General features: G+C 71.3%; 21 protein-coding genes. 8 read left to right on the forward strand and 13 right to left on the reverse strand.

Features of this window, described 5'->3' with window-relative positions; translation table 11 throughout:
• Positions 1-117 precede the first annotated feature (117 nt).
• From OO68_RS24445 to OO68_RS24475, 7 genes are all read right to left on the reverse strand, one after another.
• The gene (locus OO68_RS24445; protein ID WP_245237126.1) at positions 118-915 is read right to left on the reverse strand and encodes an SURF1 family cytochrome oxidase biogenesis protein; all 798 of its coding nucleotides are present in this window, start codon (positions 913-915) and stop codon (positions 118-120) included.
• Between the two features lie 49 nt (positions 916-964).
• Complete coding sequence (locus tag OO68_RS24450) at positions 965-1,198, reverse strand: metallothionein (protein WP_078625432.1); 234 nt, start codon at positions 1,196-1,198, stop codon at positions 965-967.
• Positions 1,199-1,296: 98 nt separating this feature from the next.
• On the reverse strand, positions 1,297-2,298 hold the full coding sequence (locus tag OO68_RS24455) for a DEDDh family exonuclease (RefSeq protein ID WP_033310941.1): 1,002 nt from the start codon (positions 2,296-2,298) through the stop codon (positions 1,297-1,299).
• Between the two features lie 160 nt (positions 2,299-2,458).
• Positions 2,459-3,466: a CopD family protein gene (locus OO68_RS24460; protein ID WP_033310943.1), complete on the reverse strand. Its 1,008-nt coding sequence runs from the start codon at positions 3,464-3,466 to the stop codon at positions 2,459-2,461.
• Between the two features lie 51 nt (positions 3,467-3,517).
• Positions 3,518-4,048, reverse strand: a complete 531-nt coding sequence (locus tag OO68_RS24465; RefSeq protein ID WP_033310944.1) for a hypothetical protein — start codon at positions 4,046-4,048, stop codon at positions 3,518-3,520.
• 77 nt (positions 4,049-4,125) lie between these two features.
• A complete protein-coding gene (locus OO68_RS24470; protein WP_033310946.1) occupies positions 4,126-5,652 on the reverse strand; it encodes a S8 family peptidase in 1,527 nt (508 codons plus the stop codon).
• 61 nt (positions 5,653-5,713) lie between these two features.
• Positions 5,714-7,243: a S8 family serine peptidase gene (locus tag OO68_RS24475; RefSeq protein WP_033310947.1), complete on the reverse strand. Its 1,530-nt coding sequence runs from the start codon at positions 7,241-7,243 to the stop codon at positions 5,714-5,716.
• Positions 7,244-7,497: 254 nt separating this feature from the next.
• Here OO68_RS24475 and OO68_RS24480 point away from each other — a divergent pair, with 254 nt between their 5' ends.
• The 3 genes from OO68_RS24480 to moaA all read left to right on the forward strand — a co-directional run bounded on the left by OO68_RS24480 (position 7,498) and on the right by moaA (position 10,638).
• Positions 7,498-7,854, forward strand: a complete 357-nt coding sequence (locus tag OO68_RS24480) for a DUF485 domain-containing protein (protein ID WP_033310948.1) — start codon at positions 7,498-7,500, stop codon at positions 7,852-7,854.
• Positions 7,851-9,476, forward strand: a complete 1,626-nt coding sequence (locus tag OO68_RS24485) for a monocarboxylic acid transporter (protein ID WP_033310949.1) — start codon at positions 7,851-7,853, stop codon at positions 9,474-9,476. The genes OO68_RS24480 and OO68_RS24485 overlap by 4 nt, the downstream gene beginning before the upstream one ends.
• A gap of 172 nt (positions 9,477-9,648) precedes the next feature.
• Positions 9,649-10,638 carry a GTP 3',8-cyclase MoaA gene (gene moaA / locus OO68_RS24490; RefSeq protein ID WP_033310950.1) on the forward strand — a complete coding sequence of 330 codons (990 nt, stop codon included), beginning with the start codon at positions 9,649-9,651 and terminating at the stop codon, positions 10,636-10,638.
• A gap of 4 nt (positions 10,639-10,642) precedes the next feature.
• Here the strand turns inward: moaA and OO68_RS24495 are convergent, their stop codons facing one another.
• Together OO68_RS24495 and OO68_RS24500 are read right to left on the reverse strand one after the other, a co-directional pair.
• Positions 10,643-10,855 (reverse strand): hypothetical protein, encoded by a 213-nt coding sequence (locus tag OO68_RS24495; RefSeq protein ID WP_033310951.1) that lies wholly within the window; start codon positions 10,853-10,855, stop codon positions 10,643-10,645.
• Between the two features lie 231 nt (positions 10,856-11,086).
• Positions 11,087-11,482, reverse strand: a complete 396-nt coding sequence (locus tag OO68_RS24500; RefSeq protein WP_033310952.1) for a DUF3099 domain-containing protein — start codon at positions 11,480-11,482, stop codon at positions 11,087-11,089.
• 243 nt (positions 11,483-11,725) lie between these two features.
• Here OO68_RS24500 and OO68_RS24505 point away from each other — a divergent pair, with 243 nt between their 5' ends.
• The gene (locus OO68_RS24505; RefSeq protein ID WP_033310953.1) at positions 11,726-12,001 is read left to right on the forward strand and encodes a GlsB/YeaQ/YmgE family stress response membrane protein; all 276 of its coding nucleotides are present in this window, start codon (positions 11,726-11,728) and stop codon (positions 11,999-12,001) included.
• Positions 12,002-12,060: 59 nt separating this feature from the next.
• On the opposite strand, the gene tyrS is transcribed toward OO68_RS24505, so the two are convergent.
• From tyrS to OO68_RS24520, 3 genes are read right to left on the reverse strand one after another with little or no spacing between them, the layout of a single operon-like run.
• Positions 12,061-13,329, reverse strand: coding sequence for a tyrosine--tRNA ligase (gene tyrS, locus OO68_RS24510; protein ID WP_033310954.1), 1,269 nt, complete (start codon positions 13,327-13,329; stop codon positions 12,061-12,063).
• Between the two features lie 43 nt (positions 13,330-13,372).
• The gene (locus OO68_RS24515; protein WP_033310955.1) at positions 13,373-14,767 is read right to left on the reverse strand and encodes a metallopeptidase TldD-related protein; all 1,395 of its coding nucleotides are present in this window, start codon (positions 14,765-14,767) and stop codon (positions 13,373-13,375) included.
• Entirely contained in the window at positions 14,764-16,287 is a 1,524-nt protein-coding gene (locus tag OO68_RS24520) for a TldD/PmbA family protein (RefSeq protein ID WP_033310956.1), read from the reverse strand. Before OO68_RS24520 ends, OO68_RS24515 begins: the two co-directional genes overlap by 4 nt.
• A gap of 270 nt (positions 16,288-16,557) precedes the next feature.
• On the opposite strand from OO68_RS24520, the gene fabG reads away from it, so the two are divergent.
• The 3 genes from fabG (at position 16,558) to OO68_RS24535 (ending at position 18,588) form a co-directional block, all read left to right on the forward strand.
• Positions 16,558-17,277 carry a 3-oxoacyl-[acyl-carrier-protein] reductase gene (gene fabG, locus OO68_RS24525; protein WP_033310957.1) on the forward strand — a complete coding sequence of 240 codons (720 nt, stop codon included), beginning with the start codon at positions 16,558-16,560 and terminating at the stop codon, positions 17,275-17,277.
• 5 nt (positions 17,278-17,282) lie between these two features.
• Positions 17,283-18,050 carry an enoyl-ACP reductase FabI gene (gene fabI / locus OO68_RS24530; protein WP_033310958.1) on the forward strand — a complete coding sequence of 256 codons (768 nt, stop codon included), beginning with the start codon at positions 17,283-17,285 and terminating at the stop codon, positions 18,048-18,050.
• A 184-nt stretch (positions 18,051-18,234) separates the two neighbouring features.
• A complete protein-coding gene (locus OO68_RS24535) occupies positions 18,235-18,588 on the forward strand; it encodes a hypothetical protein (RefSeq protein ID WP_033310959.1) in 354 nt (117 codons plus the stop codon).
• A 19-nt stretch (positions 18,589-18,607) separates the two neighbouring features.
• Here OO68_RS24535 and OO68_RS24540 read toward each other — a convergent pair whose 3' ends face one another.
• Positions 18,608-19,300: a FadR/GntR family transcriptional regulator gene (locus OO68_RS24540; protein WP_033310961.1), complete on the reverse strand. Its 693-nt coding sequence runs from the start codon at positions 19,298-19,300 to the stop codon at positions 18,608-18,610.
• A gap of 70 nt (positions 19,301-19,370) precedes the next feature.
• Here OO68_RS24540 and OO68_RS24545 point away from each other — a divergent pair, with 70 nt between their 5' ends.
• Positions 19,371-20,720 carry a CynX/NimT family MFS transporter gene (locus OO68_RS24545; protein ID WP_033310966.1) on the forward strand — a complete coding sequence of 450 codons (1,350 nt, stop codon included), beginning with the start codon at positions 19,371-19,373 and terminating at the stop codon, positions 20,718-20,720.
• Positions 20,721-20,775: the final 55 nt, after the last annotated feature.

Below are 20,775 nucleotides of genomic sequence, written 5' to 3' on the forward strand. Positions count from 1 at the left end.
GCCGGGGGAGTGATGTGTCCCGGACACCGGGGGCGGGGCCCCGGCGCGCCACCGGGCGTGTGCGCCGCGCCCGGTACCCCCGGCTCGGGCCGGGTACCGGCTGCGCGCGCCGGAGCGCTACACCGCGGCCGGCTCGGACGCCGTCGCGTCGGGTCGCTCGGCCGCCTTCTGGGCCCGCTCCCGGGCCTCGCGGCGGGCCAGGACCACCCAGCCGACCGGGACGGCCGCGGAGAACAGCCACCACTGGATGGCGTACGCGTAGTTCAGCGCGGCGTCCTCCTTGCCGGGGTCGCCCAGCAGCTCGGGGGTGTCGCCCTTGGGCTCGGGAGCCGTCTGGAAGATGTAGCCGCCGAGCACCGTGGCGCCCAGGCGACGGGCCTGCTGCTCGCTGTTGATCAGCATGATCTGCCGGTCCGGCAGGCCCTGGAGGTTCTTGATGCCGCTCGCCGCGGTCGTCTCGTCGGGCATCAGCCGCCCCTCGACGGTGACCTCACCGCCCGGCGGCGCGGGGACCTTCGGGAACGCGGTCTGGCTCGGGCCGTCGGAGGGGATCCACCCCCGGTTGACCAGCAGGACCTTGCCGTCGTCCAGGACGAAGGGGGTCAGCACGTGGTAGCCGACCTCGTCGTCGGAGTTGGTGCGGCGCCGGACGACGACCTCGTCCTCCGTGTCGAAGCGGCCCTTCGCCGTGACGGTCCGGTACCGCTCGGTGCTGGTCACGGTGTGCCCGGGCGCCGTCAGCTTCTCCACGGGCACCGGCTCGGCGGCCAGCGCGTCGGTGACCAGCTGGTTCCGGGCGGTGCGCTCGTCGTAGCGGTGCATCTGCCAGATGCCCAGCCTGATCATCGTGGGGATGAGAAGCAGGGCGATCAACGTGAGGATCACCCACTGCCGGGACATCAGGAAGCGGTACACCCCACGACCGTACAACTCGGTCGTGGGGTGCATTCAGGTGGGTACCGGTTCACACCTTGTCGACGATGCCCACCTTTCCCTCCGCGCGGGCGCAGTGGGCGCCGCAGTACCAGTGGCCCTCGACCTCGACGCCCTGGCCGATGATCTGCACCCGGCAGTGCTCGCAGATGGGGGCCATGCGGTGGATCGCGCAGGAGAAGCAGTCGAAGACATGCACCGCGCCCTGCGCGTGCACCTCGAAGGTCATTCCGTACTGATTGCCACATACCTCACAGGTCGCCATGCGCCACAGGGTGAGCCGTCCTTCCCGCGCGGGCGAGCGGCCGCCGGGCGAGTCGCCCGGCAATCACCCGTCCGTACGGTTGCTGCTCCGGCGGACGCTCACCCCTCCGACGCCGGCTCCACGTCCGCGAGGAGCTGTCCGAACGCCGCCTCGTCCACGACGGGCGTACCGAACTGCCGGGCCTTGACGACCTTGGACGTGCCCGAGTCCGGGTCGTTCGTGACGAGCAGGCTGGTCAGCCGGGACAGGCTCGTGGCCACATGCAGCCCGGCCTCGGTCGCGCGGTCCTCCAGCAGGTCCCGCTCGGTGGAGGTGTCACCGGAGAAGGCGACCCGCATGCCCTGCTTGAGCCGCCCGCCCGCCTGGTAGCGCCCGGGGTTGGGGTAGGGGCAGGCGGGGCGCTTGCGGGACGGGCGCCAACTGCTCGGCCGGTAGCCGCCGTAGCCCCCAGGGCCCGCCTGCTGCCCGATCCGGGGCGCGGCGGGGCGGTCCGCCCATTCGGTCAGCGGCCGGCACTCGTGCAGCGGCAGCCGTACGTTGTTCGCCGCCGCGGCCCGCAGGCTCGGCCGGAACGCCTCCGCCAGCACGCGCGCGTCGTCCAGCGCGTGGTGCGCCCTCTGCTGGACGACGCCGAAGTGCGCGGCGAGGGACTCCAGCTTGTGGTTGGGCAGCGGCAGCCCGAGCTCCTTGGACAGCGCGATGGTGCACAGCCGCTGCTTCACCGGCGCCTCGCGCTCGGCGCGTGCGTACTCCCGGGCGATCATCTGCCAGTCGAAGACGGCGTTGTGCGCGACGAGCACCCGCCCCGCCAGCCGGGCGGTGAACTCCTCCGCGATGTCGGGGAAGAGGGGCGCTCCTTCGAGCGCCTCGCTCGTCAGCCCGTGGATCCACACGGGGCCCGGGTCGCGCTCGGGGTTGACCGTCGTGTACCAGTGGTCCTCGACCTCGCCGCGCTCGTCCAGCCGGTAGACCGCCGCGGAGATGATGCGGTCGTCCCGGGCCAGGCCCGTGGTCTCCACGTCAACGACCGCGTACCCCTTGGGATACGCGGCCGGCCACGGCGTGGCAGAGAACACTGCGGTCGTCAGGTCTTCCAGCATGGTTCCTGAGGATACGGGCCGTGGCTGACACCGCCGTCCGCCAGGTGCGCACGCCGGGCCCTTCCGATGCCCCCTCAGGCGGGTTGTCCGGTCTGTCCGTTCGCGGGGCGTACGTCTGATCGATGCTCAGCCGATCACCGCGGATCCGGCCGCGCCGCCGTCACCAGCGGATGGGCAGCGGAAGCGCCGTCAGCAGTCCGGACGCCGCCACCGCCAGCCCCAGGACGGCCACCTCCGCCCGGGCCGGCGCACAGGCGGTCAGCGGGTCGGCCGCCCGGCGCAGCCGCCGCCGGGCCCACACGGCGAGGGCGGCGACGACCGCCACGAGCAGCACCTTGGCGAGCAGCGCGCGCCCGTACGCCGTTCCCGTCAGCTGCTCCAGGACCGTCTCCGGCGGCATCCGGCGCAGCGAACTGCACACGCCCGTCGCGGTGATGGCGGCGAGCAGCACGAGCGCCACGCGCGCGTAGAGACCCAGCAGGGCCGCGCCCGCCGTGCGGGGCCACAGCCGGAGGGTGCGCAGGGCGTGCAGCAGGCCGCCCGCCCACAGCGCCGCGCACGTCAGATGGACGAGCGTCAGCGCGGAGCCGGTCAGCGGGCCGTGCTCGGTCGGGGGGTGTGCGCGCAGGGCCTCGGCGACGACCACGGCGGCCAGCGGCCACACCTGCGTGACCGGCCGGCGCGACAGGGTGCACAGCCCCGCCGCGAGGAACGCGTTGACCTCCAGCAGGGCGAGCTTGCCGTCCCGGGACGCGTAGAGCCCGCCGGCGTCGATGTCCGCCACGTGGTCCGGCACGAGATTGCCGGTCGCCACGACCGAGGCGAGCCCCAGGGCGGCGGCGAAACCGGCGGCGGCCGCGGCGGGGGACCAGCTGCGGGGTACCGGATGCCCCTCCCCGCCGGGCAGCGAACGCGCCAGCCGGTTCACGAACAGCTCGCCGACGGGTATGCACAGCGCCGCGAACAGCACCGTACGCAGCAGGGCTATGCCACCGGCGCCCGGCGCCCCGGCCTCCCCGGTGCCGTGCAGCGCGGCGGGCGGGCCGAGCAGCGGTATCAGCGCGGCCAGCGCCACCAGCACCAGGAGGGCGACGGCCCGGCCGGCACCGGTGGGCCGCAGCGGCCGGCGCGAATCGGTCACCCGGGGTACGGGTCTTGGCGAAGTCACCCCAGGATCTTCACCAACCTCCACACGGCCGGGCAAGTCGGCCGAACGGCCTCAACCGACCCGGGAAGCGGTCGGCCACCGCAGCCGCACCTCCCTGTCCCGGTCCGACGGCCGCAGCTCCCACCCCAGCGCGAGCGCGGCTTCGGCGACGTACCACCCGCCGACCCCCCGGTAGGCCCGCAGGGGTATCGCCACCTCCGCGGGCGGCTTCGGCTTCTGAGGCTCGGCCGGTGCCGAGGCCAGGGCCGTCCGCTTGGCCACCGCTTTGTCCACCCGCGCCTTGTAGTACGCGACGTCGCCCTCATGACGCAGCTCGGGCCAGGTCACGCACCAGGAGGCCAGACGTGCGACGCGACCCAGCGTCCTGCCCGTGGCGTTCAGGAAGCGGCCTTCGAAGGTGTCACTGAAGGGGGTGATGGCGTCGGCGAACAGTCCGAGGACGAAGAAGACGGCAGCGGTCGCCGCCCACAGCACACACACCACCGGGAACCACACCACGCTCCCGGCGAACCGCAGTGCCAACTGCCACCGCGGCCGCGCGGGTCGGGCCGTCCAGGTCGCCGGATCCTCGTACACGTCCATGACGGGGAATCCTGTCGCAGACGAGGAACGGGCCGGGCAGGTACCCCCGCCCGGCCCGTTCCCTCTTCACATGAGCTCTACTTGGTCACCGCGTCCAGTGCGTCCGCGATGCCCCAGCCGTAGAAGCCGTTGCGGTTCTTGGAGCCCTCGCACACCGCGTCGATCTTGCCGTCGGCGTTGATGTCGTAGGGGTCCGTGCACGGCGTGGCGTCTGCCTCCGCGTACAGCAGGGCCTTCACCAGCGCCGGGGAGGCGTACGGGTGCGTCGACTTGATGAGGGCGGCGACGCCCGCGACGTGCGGGGACGCCATCGACGTACCGGCCATGTAGCCCCACTTGCCGCCCGGCAGCGTGCCCAGGATGAGGCCGCTCGTGGCCGGCGCCTCCGGCTTCTGGTACGCGGTCGAGTCACCGCCCGGGGCGGCTATGTCCGCAACGCCCAGACCGTAGTTGGAGAACGACGACTTGATGCCCTTCGCGCCCGTCGAGGCGACCGTGACGACACCCGGCAGCTGGGTCGGGATGTCGAGGCACTTCGAGGGGTCGACGACCCGGTCGCCCGGCGTGGTGTCGTTCGGGGACGACGGGTCGGTTATCTCGTCGGAGGCGAGGTCGTAGTTCTCGTTGCCGGCCGCGGCGACGTTGACCGCGCCCTTCCTCTCCGCGTACTTCGCGGCCCGCGTGACGGCGTCCACGAGCGCCTTCTGGTCCGGGTCGTTCTTGCAGTTGAAGTACCAGGGGTCCGTGTAATAGCTGTTGTTCGTCACGTCGACCCCGTGCTCGGCCGCCCACACGAAGCCGCACACCACGGCCTCCGTGTAGAAGAAGCCGTCCGGGTTGGACACCTTGATGCCGGAGACCTTCACCCCGGGCGCGACACCCGTCATGCCGACGCCGTTCTTCGCGGCGGCGATCTCACCGGCGACGTGCGTGCCGTGCGGGCTCTCCGCGGCGCTCGGCCGCCAGGCCCCGTCGGCCGTGTCCGGCTTGCCCGACACACAGTTGACCGACGCCTTGCGGTCGAAGTTGGGCGCGATGTCGGGGTGCGTGTCGTCGACACCGGTGTCGATCACGGCGACCGTGACCTTCTTGCTGCCGAGCGTCTTCTCGTGCGCCTTGTCCGCCTTGATGGCGGGCAGGTCCCACTGCTGCGGCTCCAGCGGGTCCTGCCCGGCGGGCGCTTCGGCCTTCGCGACCTCGGCCGCGCTCAGCACCTTCGGCGCGCCCAGGTCCCCCGTCGACGCCGAGGGCAGCGGCGCGGTGCGGGTGGCGCCCGCCGACTGCACGCCGCGCACCTTGCGGATGGTCTTGGCGAAGTCGGCGTTCGAGGAGTGGACGACGATGACGCCGATCTGGTCGTACGACGTCACGACCGTCCCCCCGGCCTTGGCGACGGCCTTCTTCACGTACGCCGAAGTACGGTGCCCCGGTTTGACGTTGACGACGTAGCTGAGCTGGGTCGCGTCGGCCCGGGCCGACGCGGGAGCCGGGGCGTCCTCGGCGGCCGTGGCCACGGTGTTCGGCAGGAACGCGAGGGCTGTGGCCATGGCCATCCCGGCCGGGATCGCGACGGCGCGGCGGTAGCGCGCGTACGGCGCAGTCATGGTGTCTCCAGTTCGTTCAGGTACGTGCTGATCTTGCGGAGGGTCTCGATGGCGGGCCGGGTCACTTGACCGCGCGCAGCGCGTTGACGATGCCGTGGCCGTAGAAGCCGTTGAGGCGATCGCCGCCCTCGCAGACCGCGTCCTGCGTGCCGTCGCCGTCCTGGTCGTAGGAGGCGGGGCAGGCGGTCTCGTCGGCCTGCGCCTTCAGCAGCGCCTGGAGCTGGGCCGGAGACGCCCAGGGGTGCTTGGACTTCAGCAGCGCGGCGACGCCGGAGGCGTGCGGCGAGGCCATCGAGGTGCCCTGCAGGAAGCCCCACGCGCCGTTCGGCATGGTGGACAGGATGCGGCCGTCCTTCGAGGGCGTGTCCGGGATCTGGTAGCGGCGGTCACCACCGGGCGCGGCGACGTCCACGACACCCTTGCCGTACGTCGAGAAGTACGACTTCACGTTGTCCACGCCCGTGGAGCTCACCGTGACGACACCCGGCAGCTGCGTCGGGATGTCGAAGCACTCGTGCGGGTCGATGGTGCGCTCGGCGGGCGTGGTGTCGTTCGGGCTGGAGTCGTCGACGATCGCGTCCGCGTCCAGGTCGTGGTTGGAGTTGCCGGCCGCGGCGACGTTCAGCGTGCCCTTCTTCTGGGCGTACAGCTGCGCCCTGTTGACCGCGGTGACGACGGCCCGCTGGTCCGGGTCGTCCATGCAGTTGTACAGCCACGGGTCGACGTAGTAGCTGTTGTTCGTTATCTCGACGCCGTGGTCGGCGGCGAACACGAACGCGCAGACGACGCTCTCCGGGTAGAACAGGCCGTTCGCCCGGTCGGTCACGTTGATGCTGGACACCTTCACACCGGGAGCGACGCCCGCGACGCCGACGCCGTTGCGGGCGGCGGCTATCTCACCCGCGACATGCGTGCCGTGGTAGTCCTCGGGCGTGTACGGCCGCCAGGCGCCCTCGCTGGTGTCGGGCTTGCCGCCGGCGCAGTTGGCGGACTGCGACGCGGAGAAGTTCGGGGCGATGTCGGGGTGGGTGTCGTCCACGCCCGTGTCGATCACGGCGACGGTCACCTTGCGGCTGCCCGGGTTGATCGATGCGGCCTTGTCGGCGCCGATAGCCCGCAGGTCCCACTGGTCCGCCTCGAGGGGCTCGCTCTCGGGCGTCTTCGCCGAGGCGGCCTCGGTGCGCTTGGCCTGGGCGGCCGTCAGATACTCGACCGCGCCCTCCTCCTTCGTCCCCGCGGCCGCCAGCGGCGCCGTCCGCGTCGCACCCGCGGACTGGACCCCGCGGGCCTTGCGGATGGTCTGGGCGAAGTCGGGGTTCGAGGAGTGGACGACGATCACGCCGATCCGCTGGTACGTGGCCACGACCGAACCGCCGGCCTTCGCGATCGCCTTCTGCACCGAGGCGATCGTGTGGCGGTCCACCTTGGTGTTGACGACGTAGGCCAGCTTCGGCGCGTCAGCCGTCCGGCTGGCCGGCGCCGCCTGCGGGGCCGCCGATGCGACGGCGGGCAGGAAGCCCAGAGAGGCCGTCAGGGACAGCGCGACGGGCACGGCGAGAGCGAGCCGGCGTCTGGAAAGCGAGTGAGACATGGGGTCTCCACATCCTCCGGAAACGAAACCGGCCCGAGGCACAGGTGGTGCTCGGGCAGGTACATGACGTGGTGGTGCAGGGTGAAGCTATCCCGGCCTCTCGCTGGCCAGCAACGTTTTGTCGAAACGACTTCGGAAAGAACGCCGGGCGTTTGAACCGGTTCTCGCGTGCCGCCGTGACGTTGAACAAGGAGCGCGAGGACTCTCGCCTCCGCCCCCGTTACCGACCGCTTCCGTCATTGCGAGGAGACTCCGTGGCCACCGACGCACCGCCCCCCTCGAAAGAGCAACACAAGCTCCCCTCACCCGAGGAGTTCGCGGAGGTGCAGGAGAGCGCGGAGTTCGGTGAACTGCGCCGCTCCTACCGCTCCTTCGCCTTCCCGCTGACCGTCGGCTTCATCACCTGGTACCTGCTGTACGTCCTGCTCTCGAACTACGCGGGCGGCTTCATGGGCACCAAGCTCTTCGGCAACATCAACGTCGCCTTCGTCCTCGGCGTCGCCCAGTTCGTCACCACGTTCCTCATCGCCTGGTGGTACTCGCGGCACGCCGCCGCGAAGCTCGACCCCAAGGCCGAGGCCATCAAGACCCGGATGGAGAGCGGCGCATGAGCCCCGTACAGCAGACCCTCCTCGCCGCGAACGAGGCCAGCGAGCACCGCCCGTTGATCATCACCCTGTTCGCGCTGTTCGTCGTCGCCACTCTCGGCATCACCATCTGGGCGGGCCGCCAGACCAAGGACGCCGCCGACTTCTACGCCGGTGGCCGCCAGTTCAGCGCCTTCCAGAACGGCCTCGCCGTCTCCGGCGACTACATGTCCGCCGCGTCCTTCCTCGGCATCGCGGGCGCCATCGCCCTGTTCGGCTACGACGGCTTCCTCTACTCCATCGGCTTCCTGGTCGCCTGGCTCGTCGCCCTGCTCCTGGTGGCCGAGCCACTGCGCAACTCCGGCCGCTACACCATGGGAGACGTCCTCGCGTACCGCATGCGCCAGCGCCCGGTCCGCACCGCCGCCGGCACCTCCACGATCGTCGTGTCGATCTTCTACCTGCTGGCCCAGATGGCCGGCGCGGGCGTCCTCGTCTCGCTGCTGCTCGGCATCACCACCGACGCCGGCAAGATCCTCATCGTCGCCCTCGTCGGCATCCTGATGATCGTCTACGTCTCCATCGGCGGCATGAAGGGCACCACCTGGGTCCAGATGATCAAGGCCGTGCTGCTCATCGGCGGCACCATCCTGATCACCTTCCTGGTGCTGCTGAAGTTCAACTTCAACATCTCCGACCTGCTCGGCCAGGCCGCCGAGAACAGCGGCAAGGGCGCCGCCTTCCTGGAGCCCGGCCTGCAGTACGGCGCCACCGGCACCTCCAAGCTGGACTTCATCTCCCTCGGCATCGCCCTGGTCCTCGGCACCGCCGGCCTGCCGCACATCCTGATCCGCTTCTACACCGTGCCCGACGCCAAGGCCGCCCGTAAGTCCGTGAACTGGGCGATCGGCATCATCGGCGGCTTCTACCTGATGACCATCGCGCTCGGCTTCGGCGCCGCCGCGCTCATCTCCCAGGACGAGATCATCGCGTCCAACCCGTCCGGCAACACGGCGGCACCCCTGCTCGCCCTGCACCTCGGCGGCGTCGACTCGACCTGGGGCGCGATCCTGCTCGCCACGATCTCGGCGGTGGCCTTCGCGACCATCCTCGCCGTCGTCGCCGGCCTCACCCTCGCCTCCTCGTCCTCCTTCGCGCACGACATCTACGCCAACGTCATCCGCAAGGGGAAGGCGTCCGGCGCCGAGGAAGTGCGCGCCGCCCGCTGGGCGACCGTCTTCATCGGTGTCGTCTCCATCGGCCTCGGAGCCCTCGCCCGCGACCTGAACGTGGCAGGCCTGGTCGCGCTCGCCTTCGCCGTCGCCGCCTCCGCCAACCTGCCGACGATCCTCTACAGCCTGTTCTGGAAGCGCTTCACCACCCAGGGCGCCCTGTGGTCGATCTACGGCGGTCTGATCGTCGCCGTCGGCCTGGTGCTGTTCTCGCCGGTCGTCTCCGGCGACCCCAAGGCGATGTTCCCCGAGGTCGACTTCGCCTGGTTCCCGCTGAAGAACCCGGGCATCATCTCCATCCCGTTCGGCTTCCTCATGGGCTGGCTCGGCACGGTCCTGTCCAAGGAGGAGCCCGACACCAAGAAGTACGCGGAGCTGGAGGTCCGGTCCCTGACCGGCACCGGAGCCCACTGAGCACACCCCCTCCCGCGCGGCCGTGTCGTAGGAACCTCCAGGTCCCTGCGGCACGGCCGCGTCCCGCGTCGTGGGATCGGGCCTGTGGCGTTGTCGGTGGTGTCACGTAGGCTCGCGGGTGTCGGAGAAACCAGTGCCGCACGCACGATCCGCGACGAGGGAGGGGGCCCACGTGCTCATCGACACCTACGGCCGGGTGGCCACCGACCTGAGGGTCTCGCTGACCGACCGGTGCAACTTGCGCTGTACGTACTGCATGCCCGAGGAGGGCCTGCAGTGGCTGGCCAAGCCGGACCTGCTCACGGACGACGAGATCGTCCGCCTGATCGACATCGCCGTCACCTCCCTCGGCATCGAGGAAGTGCGCTTCACCGGCGGCGAGCCGCTGCTGCGCCCGGGCCTGGTCGGCATCGTCGAGCGCGTCGCCGCTCTGGCCCCGCGCCCCCAGATGTCACTGACCACCAACGGCATCGGCCTCAAACGCACGGCGGCGGCCCTGAAGGCGGCCGGCCTGGACCGGGTCAACGTCTCTCTGGACACCCTGCGCCCGGAGGTCTTCAAGACCCTCACCCGCCGCGACCGGCACAAGGACGTCATCGAGGGCCTGTACGCGGCCCGGGACGCGGGCCTTACCCCGGTCAAGGTCAACTCGGTCCTGATGCCGGGCCTCAACGACGACGAGGCCCCGGAGCTGCTGGCCTGGGCCGTGGAGCACGACTACGAGCTGCGGTTCATCGAGCAGATGCCGCTCGACGCCCAGCACGGCTGGAAGCGGGACGGCATGATCACCGCCGGGGACATCCTGACCTCCCTGCGTACCCGTTTCGAGCTGACCGCGGAGGGCGAGGAGAAGCGCGGCTCGGCCCCGGCGGAGCGCTGGCTGGTGGACGGCGGGCCGCATGTCGTCGGCGTCATCGCCTCCGTCACCCGCCCGTTCTGCTCGGCCTGCGACCGCACCCGCCTCACCGCCGACGGCCAGGTCCGCACCTGCCTGTTCGCCCAGGAGGAGACCGACCTGCGCGCCGCCCTGCGCTCCGGCGCCCCCGACGAGGAGATCGCCCGCATCTGGCGCCTGGCGATGTGGGGCAAGAAGGCGGGAGCGGGCCTGGACGACCCGGCGTTCGTGCAGCCCGACCGGCCGATGTCGGCGATCGGCGGCTGACGGCCTAGCGGGCCTCTTCCCACTCCTTGAGCAGGACCACGTCCTTCAGGAACCCCCGCACCCCGAGGAACTGCGACAAGTGCTCGCGGTGCTCCTCACAGGCCAGCCACGTCTTGCGCCGCTCCGGCGTGTGGATCTTCGGGTTGTTCCACGCCAGGACCCACACGGCCTCGGCCCGGCAGCCCTTCGCGGAACAGATGGGCGTCTCGTCACTCACAGCTTCGTCTCACAGGGAAAGGTTCACAGAAAAAGGCGACGCCGAGCAGCCACGGGGGGAGCTGCCCGGCGTCGGTCCGTCGCTCCGACGGGGGATGCGGAGCGCCTACGAAGTATGTCACGCATCACCCCGGGCCCGGCACTGGAACAACATGATTGATCTGAGCTTTTCTTGAGCTTGGCGGGAAGATGACTTCCCTCCCCGATCACCGGTGATCTCCCCCCGGCGTCGCTACCGCTCGGGCGTCTCGCCCCGCCCGCCCGGCACCGGCTCGGACACGGCGTCTTCCGCGCCGGATTCCGCCGGCCCGTCACCCGGAGCCGGCGGCGAGATCATCGGACGCACCGGCGGCGCCACGAACGTCGACGGCAGGGACGGCGCGTTCTCGCGCCCGGCGTTCGCGATCACCACGGCGACGTACGGCAGCACCAGCCCGAGCACCAACGCCACGATGGCCACGTGCCGTTCGACGTTCCACAACGTGGCCGCGAGGATCACCGAGATCGTGCGGACCGTCATCGAGATCACGTACCGGCGCTGCCGCCCGCGGACGTCCTCCTGGAGCCCTGCCCGGGCGCCGGTGATCCGGAAAACCTGGACGTTGCCGCCGCCATGCTGCTTCCGCATCGCATTCCACCATCCGCCCGTATCGGACTCTCCCCGCCCCGTAGCCGCCTCGGCCGGCCGGGGAACCTGGCCGGGACAGCTCCCACGTTACGCCGCGGCTGCGCCGGTCACGAGACCGGGTGGCGCCCCGGCCGGACGAACGGCGTGCGCCGGAGCGCGTACGGCCCGTGCCGGCATGCGGCGTACGGCACCTGGGCCGACACTGGCCGTAGTGCTCACGTCGAGCCGCACGAGGAGGCAGCGATGGGCTGGTTGTGGGCGATCATCGTAGGACTGGTACTGGGTCTGCTCGCCAAGGCGATCATTCCGGGCAAACAGCATATTCCGCTGTGGTTGACCGTCATCCTGGGCATGATCGGCGGTATCGCCGGCAATGCCATCGCCCGGGCGGCCGGTGTCGACGCCACATCGGGGATCGACTGGTGGCGGCACGTCTTCCAACTGGTGGCCGCGCTCATCCTCGTCGGTCTCGGTGACCGGGCCTGGACGGCGGCCAGGGGAGACAAACGCAGGGCATGACAAGCGCACGGCGAAGGGGGCGGTCTCCGGCACCGGAGACCGCCCCCTTCCCTGCGCTCTCAGGCGCCCGTGACCTCGACCGCCGCCAGGTTCTTCTTGCCCCGGCGCAGCACCAGCCAGCGGCCGTGCAGCAGATCCTCCTTGGCGGGGACGGCGTCCTCACCCGCGACCTTGACGTTGTTCACGTAGGCGCCGCCCTCCTTGACCGTGCGGCGCGCGGCCGACTTGCTGGCCACCAGGCCGACCTCGGCGAACAGGTCCACGGCCGGGCCCAGCTCGGCGACCTGGACGTGCGGCACCTCGGACAGGGCCGCGGCCAGCGTCCTCTCGTCGAGCTCCGCCAGCTCGCCCTGCCCGAAGAGGGCCTTGGAGGCGGCGATCACGGCGGCCGTCTGACCGGCGCCGTGCACCAGCGTCGTCAGCTCCTCGGCCAGCGCACGCTGCGCGGCCCGGGCCTGCGGACGCTCCTCGGTCTGCCGCTCCAGCTCCTCCAGCTCCGCACGGGAACGGAAGGACAGGATGCGCATGTACCGGGAGATGTCCCGGTCGTCCACGTTCAGCCAGAACTGGTAGAACGCGTACGGCGTCGTCATCTCCGGGTCGAGCCAGACGGCGCCGCCCTCGGTCTTGCCGAACTTGGTGCCGTCCGCCTTCGTCATCAGCGGCGTCGCCAGCGCGTGCGCGGTCGCGTCCGGCTCCAGGCGGTGGATCAGATCCAGGCCCGCCGTGAGGTTGCCCCACTGGTCGCTGCCGCCCTGCTGGAGCGTGCAGCCGTAGCGCCGGTAGAGCTGGAGGAAGTCCATGCCCTGCAGCAGCTGGTAGCTGAACTCCGTGTAGCTGATGCCCTCGGAGGACTCCAGGCGCCGGGCCACGGAGTCCTTCGTCAGCATCTTGTTGACGCGGAAGTGCTTGCCGATGTCCCGGAGGAACTCGATCGCGGAGAGGTTCTGCGTCCAGTCGAGGTTGTTGACCATGACGGCCGCGTTCTCGCCCTCGAAGTCCAGGAACGGCTCGATCTGGGCGCGCAGCTTGGCGACCCAGCCGGTGACCGTCTCCGGGTCGTTCAGCGTGCGCTCCGCGGTCGGGCGCGGGTCGCCGATCAGGCCCGTGGCCCCGCCGACCAGCGCCAGCGGCCGGTGACCGGCCTGCTGGAGCCGGCGCACGGTGAGCACCTGCACCAGGTGCCCCACGTGCAGCGACGGCGCCGTCGGGTCGAAGCCGCAATAGAACGTGACGGGACCGTCCGCGAGCGCCTTGCGCAAAGCGTCCTCGTCAGTGGACAGGGCGAACAGCCCGCGCCACTTCAGCTCGTCGACGATGTCCGTCACGGTTCTCGCATCTCCTTGAATGGGCTCGTAATCAGGTACGAGGTTATACGCCCTGGCTGACAGAGCTCATATTGAAATCCGGCACCCGCAGGGCCGGCATCGCGGCCCTGGTGAACCAGTCGCTCCACTCCCTGGGCAGCGTCTTCTCGGTCCGCCCCGCCTCGGTGGCCCGGCCCAGCACCCCGACCGGCGACTCGTTGAACCGGAAGTTGTTCACCTCGCCCGTCACCTCGCCGTTCTCCACGAGGTAGACGCCGTCCCGGGTCAGACCGGTGAGCAGCAGCGAGGCCGGGTCGACCTCCCGGATGTACCACAGGCAGGTCAGCAGCAGCCCGCGCCCGGTGTTCGCGACCATCTCCTCCAGGGACCGGTCCTCGCCCCCGTCCAGGACGATGTTGTCGATGCCCGGCGCCACGGGCAGGCCGGTCAGGCCCGCACTGTGGCGGCTGGTCGTCAGATGCCGCAGCTCGCCCTCGCGCATCCACTCGGTGGCCGCCAGCGGCAGCCCATTGTCGAACACCGACTGGTCGCCCCCGGAGGAGTGGGCGATCACGAAGGGCGCCGACTCCAGGCCCGGCTCGTTCGGGTCGCTGCGCAGCGTCAGCGGCAGGTCGGTCAGCTTCTCGCCGACCCGGGTGCCGCCGCCGGGCTTCGAGAACACCGTGCGGCCCTCGACCGCGTCCCGGCCCGACGCCGACCACATCTGGTAGATCAGCAGGTCCGCCACGGCCGTCGGCGGCAGCAGCGTCTCATACCGCCCCGCGGGCAGTTCCACGCGCCGCTCGGCCCACCCGAGGCGCACGGCCAGCTCCGCGTCCAGGGCCGCCGGGTCGACGTCCTTGAAGTCCCGCGTGGAGCGCCCGGCCCATGCGGACCGGGTCCGGTCGGGGGACTTGGCGTTCAGCTCCAGCGTCCCGTTCGGCTGGTCGTGGCGCAGCCGCAGCCCCGTGGACGTGCCGACGTACGACGACACCATCTCGTGGTTGGCGAAGCCGTACAGCTCCCGGCCGCCCGCACGCGCGCGTGCGAAGGCCTCGCCGAGCGCGGGAGCGAAGTCGGCGAACACGGCGGAGGAGGTCTCGACGGGCGCCTCCGTGAACTCCGGTGACGGTGCCACGCCGGTGACCAGCGGCTGCGCGTCCTCGGCGGGTCCGGCGCCGCGCGCGGCGGCCTCGGCGGCCCGCACCAGGGGCTCCAGCTCGTCGGGGGTCACCGCGGACCGCGACACGACCCCGGAGGCCGTGCCCTCCTTGCCGTCGACCGTGGCGACCACGGTGAGCGTGCGCCCGCGCGTGACGCCGTTCGTGGTGAGCGCGTTGCCCGCCCAGCGCAGGTTCGCGGTGGACTCCTCGTCGGCGATGACGACACAGCCGTCCGCCCGGGACAGTTCGAGGGCGCGCTCGACGACCTCGTGCGGCTTGCTGGAACGCGCGCTCATCGACCGGCCTCCTGGGTCGTGTTGAGGATGTTGACGCCCTTGAAGAGGGCCGACGGGCAGCCGTGGGAGACGGCCGCGACCTGACCCGGCTGGGCCTTGCCGCAGTTGAAGGCGCCGCCCAGGACGTAGGTCTGCGGCCCGCCCACGGCGGCCATGGAGCCCCAGAAGTCGGTCGTCGTCGCCTGGTAGGCCACGTCCCGCAGCTGTCCGGCCAGCCGCCCGTTCTCGATGCGGTAGAAGCGCTGCCCCGTGAACTGGAAGTTGTAGCGCTGCATGTCGATCGACCAGGACCGGTCGCCGACGACGTAGATACCGCGCTCCACGCCCCCGATCAGGTCCTCGGTCGACATCCCCGCCGGGTCCGGCCGCAGCGACACGTTGGCCATGCGCTGCACCGGCACGTGCCCGGGGGAGTCGGCGTAGGCGCAGCCGTTGGACCGCTCGAAGCCGGTCAGCTTCGCGATGCGCCGGTCCAGCTGGTAGCCGACGAGCGTGCCGTCTTTGACCAGGTCCCAGGACTGGCCCTCGACGCCCTCGTCGTCGTAGCCGATGGTGGCCAGGCCGTGCTCGGCGGTGCGGTCGCCGGTGACGTTCATCAGCTCAGAGCCGTAGCGCAACTTGCCGAGCTGGTCGAACGTGGCGAAGGAGGTGCCGGCGTAGGCGGCCTCGTAGCCGAGCGCCCGGTCCAGCTCGGTGGCGTGCCCGATGGACTCGTGGATGGTCAGCCACAGGTTGGACGGGTCGACGACCAGGTCGTACAGGCCCGCCTCGACGCTGGGAGCGCGCATCTTCTCGGCGAGGAGCTCCGGGATCTGCTCCAGCTCGCCCTCCCAGTCCCAGCCGGTGCCCCGCAGGTACTCCCAGCCGCGCCCCACGGGAGGCGCGAGCGTGCGCATCGAGTCGAACTCGCCGCTCGACTCGTCCACCGACACCGCGTTGAACACCGGGTGCAGCCGCACCCGCTGCTGCGTGGTCACCGTCCCGGCGGTGTCCGCGTAGAACTTGTTCTCGTGGACGGTGAGCAGCGAGGCGTCGACGTGGTCGACCCCGTCGGCCGCCAGCAGCCGCGCGCTCCACTCCGCGATCAGCCCGGCCTTCTCCTCGTCGGGCACGGAGAAAGGGTCGATCTCGTACGACGAGACCCACGTCTTGTCCGCGTGCACCGGCTCGGCGGCCAGCTCCACGCGCTCGTCCGACCCCGCAGCCTTGATCACCTGGGCGGACAGCTTGGCCATCGCCACCGCCTGCCCGGCGACCCGGGCGGCGGCGTCCATGGTGAGGTCGACGCCGGACGCGAAGCCCCACGTACCGCCGTGCACCACCCGCACCGCGTACCCGAGGTCGGTGGTGTCCGACGACCCGGCGGGCTTGGCGTCCCGGAACCGCCAGGAGGCGCCCCGCACCCGCTCGAACCGGAAGTCCGCGTGCTCGGCGCCCAGCGCACGCGCGCGTGCGAGGGCCGCGTCGGCGAGGGCGCGTAGGGGGAGGGCCGTGAAGGCCTCGTCGATGGTATGAGGCACCGCCGTCTCTTTCTGTCGAGGTGACCGTGGTTGCCGTACGTCGTGACTGCTCCGATCATGTCGCCCATCCCGCGTGCGGGCCATGAGTTTCCCGAGCCGGACCCGCGGCTTTCTGTAGGGACCCGACAGTGAGTCCCGTACGCCACTGTCGGTGCCCGATTGTCCGCGGGCCTGCCCGGACCGATAGGTTTTCGGGGAAGCCGCCTGTCATCACCGCCTGTCGTCCAGGCGCCGGGGCGGGTATCAGACCGCTATCGAAAGGGTGATCCGTTGAGCCGCTCGGTTCTCGTCACCGGAGGCAACCGGGGCATCGGCCTCGCCATCGCCCGTGCTTTCGCCGGTGCCGGCGACAAGGTCGCCATCACGTACCGCTCGGGTGAGCCGCCGGCGGCCCTGACCGAATTGGGCTGCCTGGCCGTCAAGTGCGACATCACCGACACCGAGCAGGTGGAGCAGGCCTACAAGGAGATCGAGGAGGCCCACGGGCCCGTCGAGATCCTCGTCGCCAACGCCGGCATCACCAAGGACCAGCTCCTGATGCGCATGTCCGAGGAGGACTTCACCTCGGTCGTCGACACCAACCTCACCGGCACCTTCCGCGTGGTCAAGCGCGCCAACCGCGGCATGCTGCGCGCCAAGAAGGGCCGCGTGGTGCTCATCTCGTCGGTCGTCGGGCTGTACGGCGGCCCCGGTCAGGCGAACTACGCCGCCTCCAAGGCCGCGCTGGTCGGCTTCGCGCGTTCCCTCGCCCGCGAGCTGGGCTCGCGCAACATCACCTTCAACGTCGTCGCGCCCGGCTTCGTCGACACCGACATGACCAAGGTGCTCACCGACGAGCAGCGCGAAGGCATCGTCAAGCAGGTGCCGCTCGGCCGGTACGCGCAGCCGGAGGAGGTCGCCGCGGCGGTGCGGTTCCTCGCCTCCGACGACGCCTCGTACATCACTGGAGCCGTCATCCCGGTTGACGGCGGACTGGGAATGGGTCACTGATCACCATGAGCGGAATTCTCGAGGGCAAGCGCGTCCTGATCACCGGTGTGCTGACGGAGTCCTCCATCGCCTTCCACACCGCCAAACTGGCCCAGGAGCAGGGCGCCGAGATCATCCTCACGGCGTTCCCGCGGCCCACGCTGACCGAGCGCATCGCCAAGAAGCTGCCCAAGCCCGTCAAGGTCATCGAGCTCGACGTGACCAACGACGAGCACCTCGGCCGGCTCGCCGACATCGTCGGCGAGGAGCTCGGCGGCCTCGACGGGGTCGTCCACTCCATCGGTTTCGCCCCGCAGGACGCCCTCGGCGGCAACTTCCTCAACACGCCGTTCGAGTCGGTCGCCACGGCCATGCACGTCTCGGCGTACTCCCTGAAGTCGCTCACCATGGCCTGCCTGCCGCTGATGCAGAACGGCGGCTCCGTCGTCGGTCTGACCTTCGACGCGCAGTTCGCCTGGCCGCAGTACGACTGGATGGGCCCGGCCAAGGCCGCCCTGGAGGCCACCAGCCGCTACATGGCCCGCGACCTGGGCAAGCAGAACATCCGCTGCAACCTGGTCTCGGCCGGTCCGCTCGGCTCCATGGCCGCCAAGTCCATCCCGGGCTTCAGCGAGCTCGCCTCCGTGTGGGACAACCGCTCCCCGCTGGAGTGGGACCTGAAGGACCCCGAGCCGGCCGGCCGCGGCGTCGTCGCCCTGCTGAGCGACTGGTTCCCCAAGACGACGGGCGAGATCATCCACGTCGACGGCGGTCTGCACGCCATCGGAGCCTGATCTCCCGTACGTCCTCGACGCCCCGTTCCCCGCAGCGCGCGGGGAGCGGGGCGTCACCCGTTCGGCTCAGCCGGCCGGGCGGGGGAGGCCCGTGACCGGGCACTCTGGAGTACGCGAACTGGGCACTCAGGAGTACGCGTTCACCACCCGAGCCCCTCCCCAGCACGGCCGAGGAGGTCCCCTTGTGCGCTTGTCCCGCCGAACGGCCTCAGCGTCCCTCGCCGCCGTCGCGCTTGTGCTGACCCTGGCGTACGAGGCTGTGCCCCACGCGCGTGTGCCCGCCGACGAGCGGGAGTCCGCCGATCCCTTCGGCGCCGCGTGCCGGATCCGCGTGACCGGCTCCAAGGTGACCGCGTACTGCCACAACCCCTACCCGGAGACCGACCGGGTGAGCCTGCACGTCGAGTGTGTCCGCTGGTGGGACATCGACACCGACAGCTCACCGGTCGAGGCCGGGCCGGCGCAGACCGTGCGGCTGACGGGGCGGTGCTGGAAAGAGGTCGGCGACGTGTGGATCAGTCACCGGCGGGGGAGCTGAGCCGAGCCCGGCGGGGGTGTCAGTCACCGGTGGGGGAGGTGACGCCGCCCAGTCGGCACAGGAACGGGTAGCGGGCGGCCTCCGCCGCGGCCTCGTCCGCCTCGCCCGCGCGGATCGCTTCGAGCAGCCGCCCGTGATCCATGTGCGTCTCCGGCGTCAGCTTCTCGCCGACGTCCTCGCGCAGCCAGTCCCGCAGCACCTCGCCCAGGTCCGCGTACATGGCCGTCATCACGTCGTTGTGGGAGGCGGACACCACGGCCAGGTGGAACGTCGCGTCCGCGGTCACGAAGGCCTCCTTGTCGCCCGACTCCCAGGCCTCCTCCCGCCGCAGCAGCAGCGCGTCGAGCTGCTTGAGATCCTTCTCCGTGCGCCGCTCGGCGGCCAGCCGGGCGGCGGCCGACTCCAGCGTGGAGCGCAGCTCGGCGATGTGCCGCGGGTCGGCCTCGGCGAACCGCCGCTGCATCACGCCGGCCAGCTCGCTCGTCGCCACGACGTACGTGCCGGAGCCCTGGCGGATGTCCAGCAGGCCGTTGTGCGACAGGGCGCGGACGGCCTCGCGGACGGTGTTGCGGGCGACGCCCAGCTGCTCGACCAGTTCCGGCTCGGTCGGGATGCGCGAGCCGACCGGCCACTCACCCGAGGTGATCTGTGCCCGCAGGGCGGCGATGACCTGCTCGGAGAGCGCCGAACGGCGGGGATGGCTCAGGGGCATGGCTCACCTTCGCACGACCGGGGTGCCGCAGGGCAGCGGAGGAGTGGACAGTCAATCATCCCATGATTCTATGATAGGCCTCATGGCTAGTGAGGAAACCCGGACGATGACGCCCCCGACCGTACGCAGCGCGCCCGCGCACGAGGCCGGGAAACCGGGCGGCGCCTCCCCGCGCGCGTGGACGATGCGGCTGCTCGTCCTCGGCATCGTGCTGTCCGCGCTGAACCTCCGCCCGGCCATCACCAGCCTCGGAGCGCTCCTGGAGGAGGTCCGCGACGGGCTCGGCATGAGCGGCAGCGTCGCCGGGCTGCTCACCTCCGTGCCGCCGCTGTGCTTCGCCGTCTTCGGCGTCATGGCACCGCGGCTCGCCCGCCGCTTCGGGGCGGGTGCCGTGGTGTGCGCCGGCATGGTGGCGATCGCCACCGGCCTGCTCGTCCGTCCCTACGCCGGCGGCACGGCCGGCTTCCTGGCCGGCAGCGCCCTCGCCCTCATGGGTATCGCCGTCAGCAACGTCCTGATGCCGGTCATCGTCAAGCACTGGTTCCCCGACCGCGTGGGTTCCATGACCGGCCTGTACTCGATGGCCCTCGCCCTCGGCACGGCCCTCGCGGCCGCGGTCACCGTCCCCCTGACCGACGCGCTCGGCGGCAGCTGGCAGACGGGCCTTGCCCTGTGGGCGGGGCTCGCCGTGGCGGCCGTCGTGCCGTGGCTGCCCTTCGTCCGGGGACGCGCCACACCGCCCGGCGAGGGGGAGGAGGCCGCCGGGAAGACGCAGCCGCCGGGCCCGGCGGCTCCGGCCGCTTCCGCGGAGCACGCCCGCGTGCAGGCGCCCCGGCTGCGCATGGCCCGCAGCCGCACCGCCTGGGCCCTGGCCGTCTTCTTCGGCCTCCAGGCCACCGCCGCCTACATCACCATGGGCTGGATGGCGCAGATCTTCCGGGACGCCGGTGTCCCCGCCGGCACCGCGGGGCTGCTCCTGGCGGTCACCATGGTGATGGGCGTGCCCCTGGCCTTCGTCATACCCCGCCTGGCCACCCGGCTGCCCCACCAGGGCCCGATCGTGCTCGCCCTGGGCGTCTGCGGCCTCGCCGGCTACGCCGGGCTGTACCTCGCGCCCGCCGCCGGCGCCTGGGCCTGGGCCGTGCTGCTCGGCGTCGCCAACTGCGCCTTCCCGCTCGCCCTGACCATGGTCGGCATGCGGGCCAGGACCGGCCCGGGCGTGGCCCAGCTGTCGGCGTTCGCGCAGAGCACCGGCTACCTGATCTCCATCCCCGGACCGCTCCTGGTGGGCGTCCTCTACCAGCACAGCGGCGGCTGGGGCCTCCCGATCGCGCTGATGAGCGCCCTGATGATCCCGCAGATGGTCGTCGGTTTCCTGGCCGGACGCGACCGCACGGTGGAGGACGAGGCGGCCCGCTGAGCGACGCTCCCGCGGGCCGGGAGTCACCCCCGGGCGCCGGGCGGCCGCGGTGGGG

It is taken from the genome of Streptomyces iakyrus, from assembly GCF_000717055.1.
GTDB lineage: Bacteria > Actinomycetota > Actinomycetes > Streptomycetales > Streptomycetaceae > Streptomyces > Streptomyces iakyrus.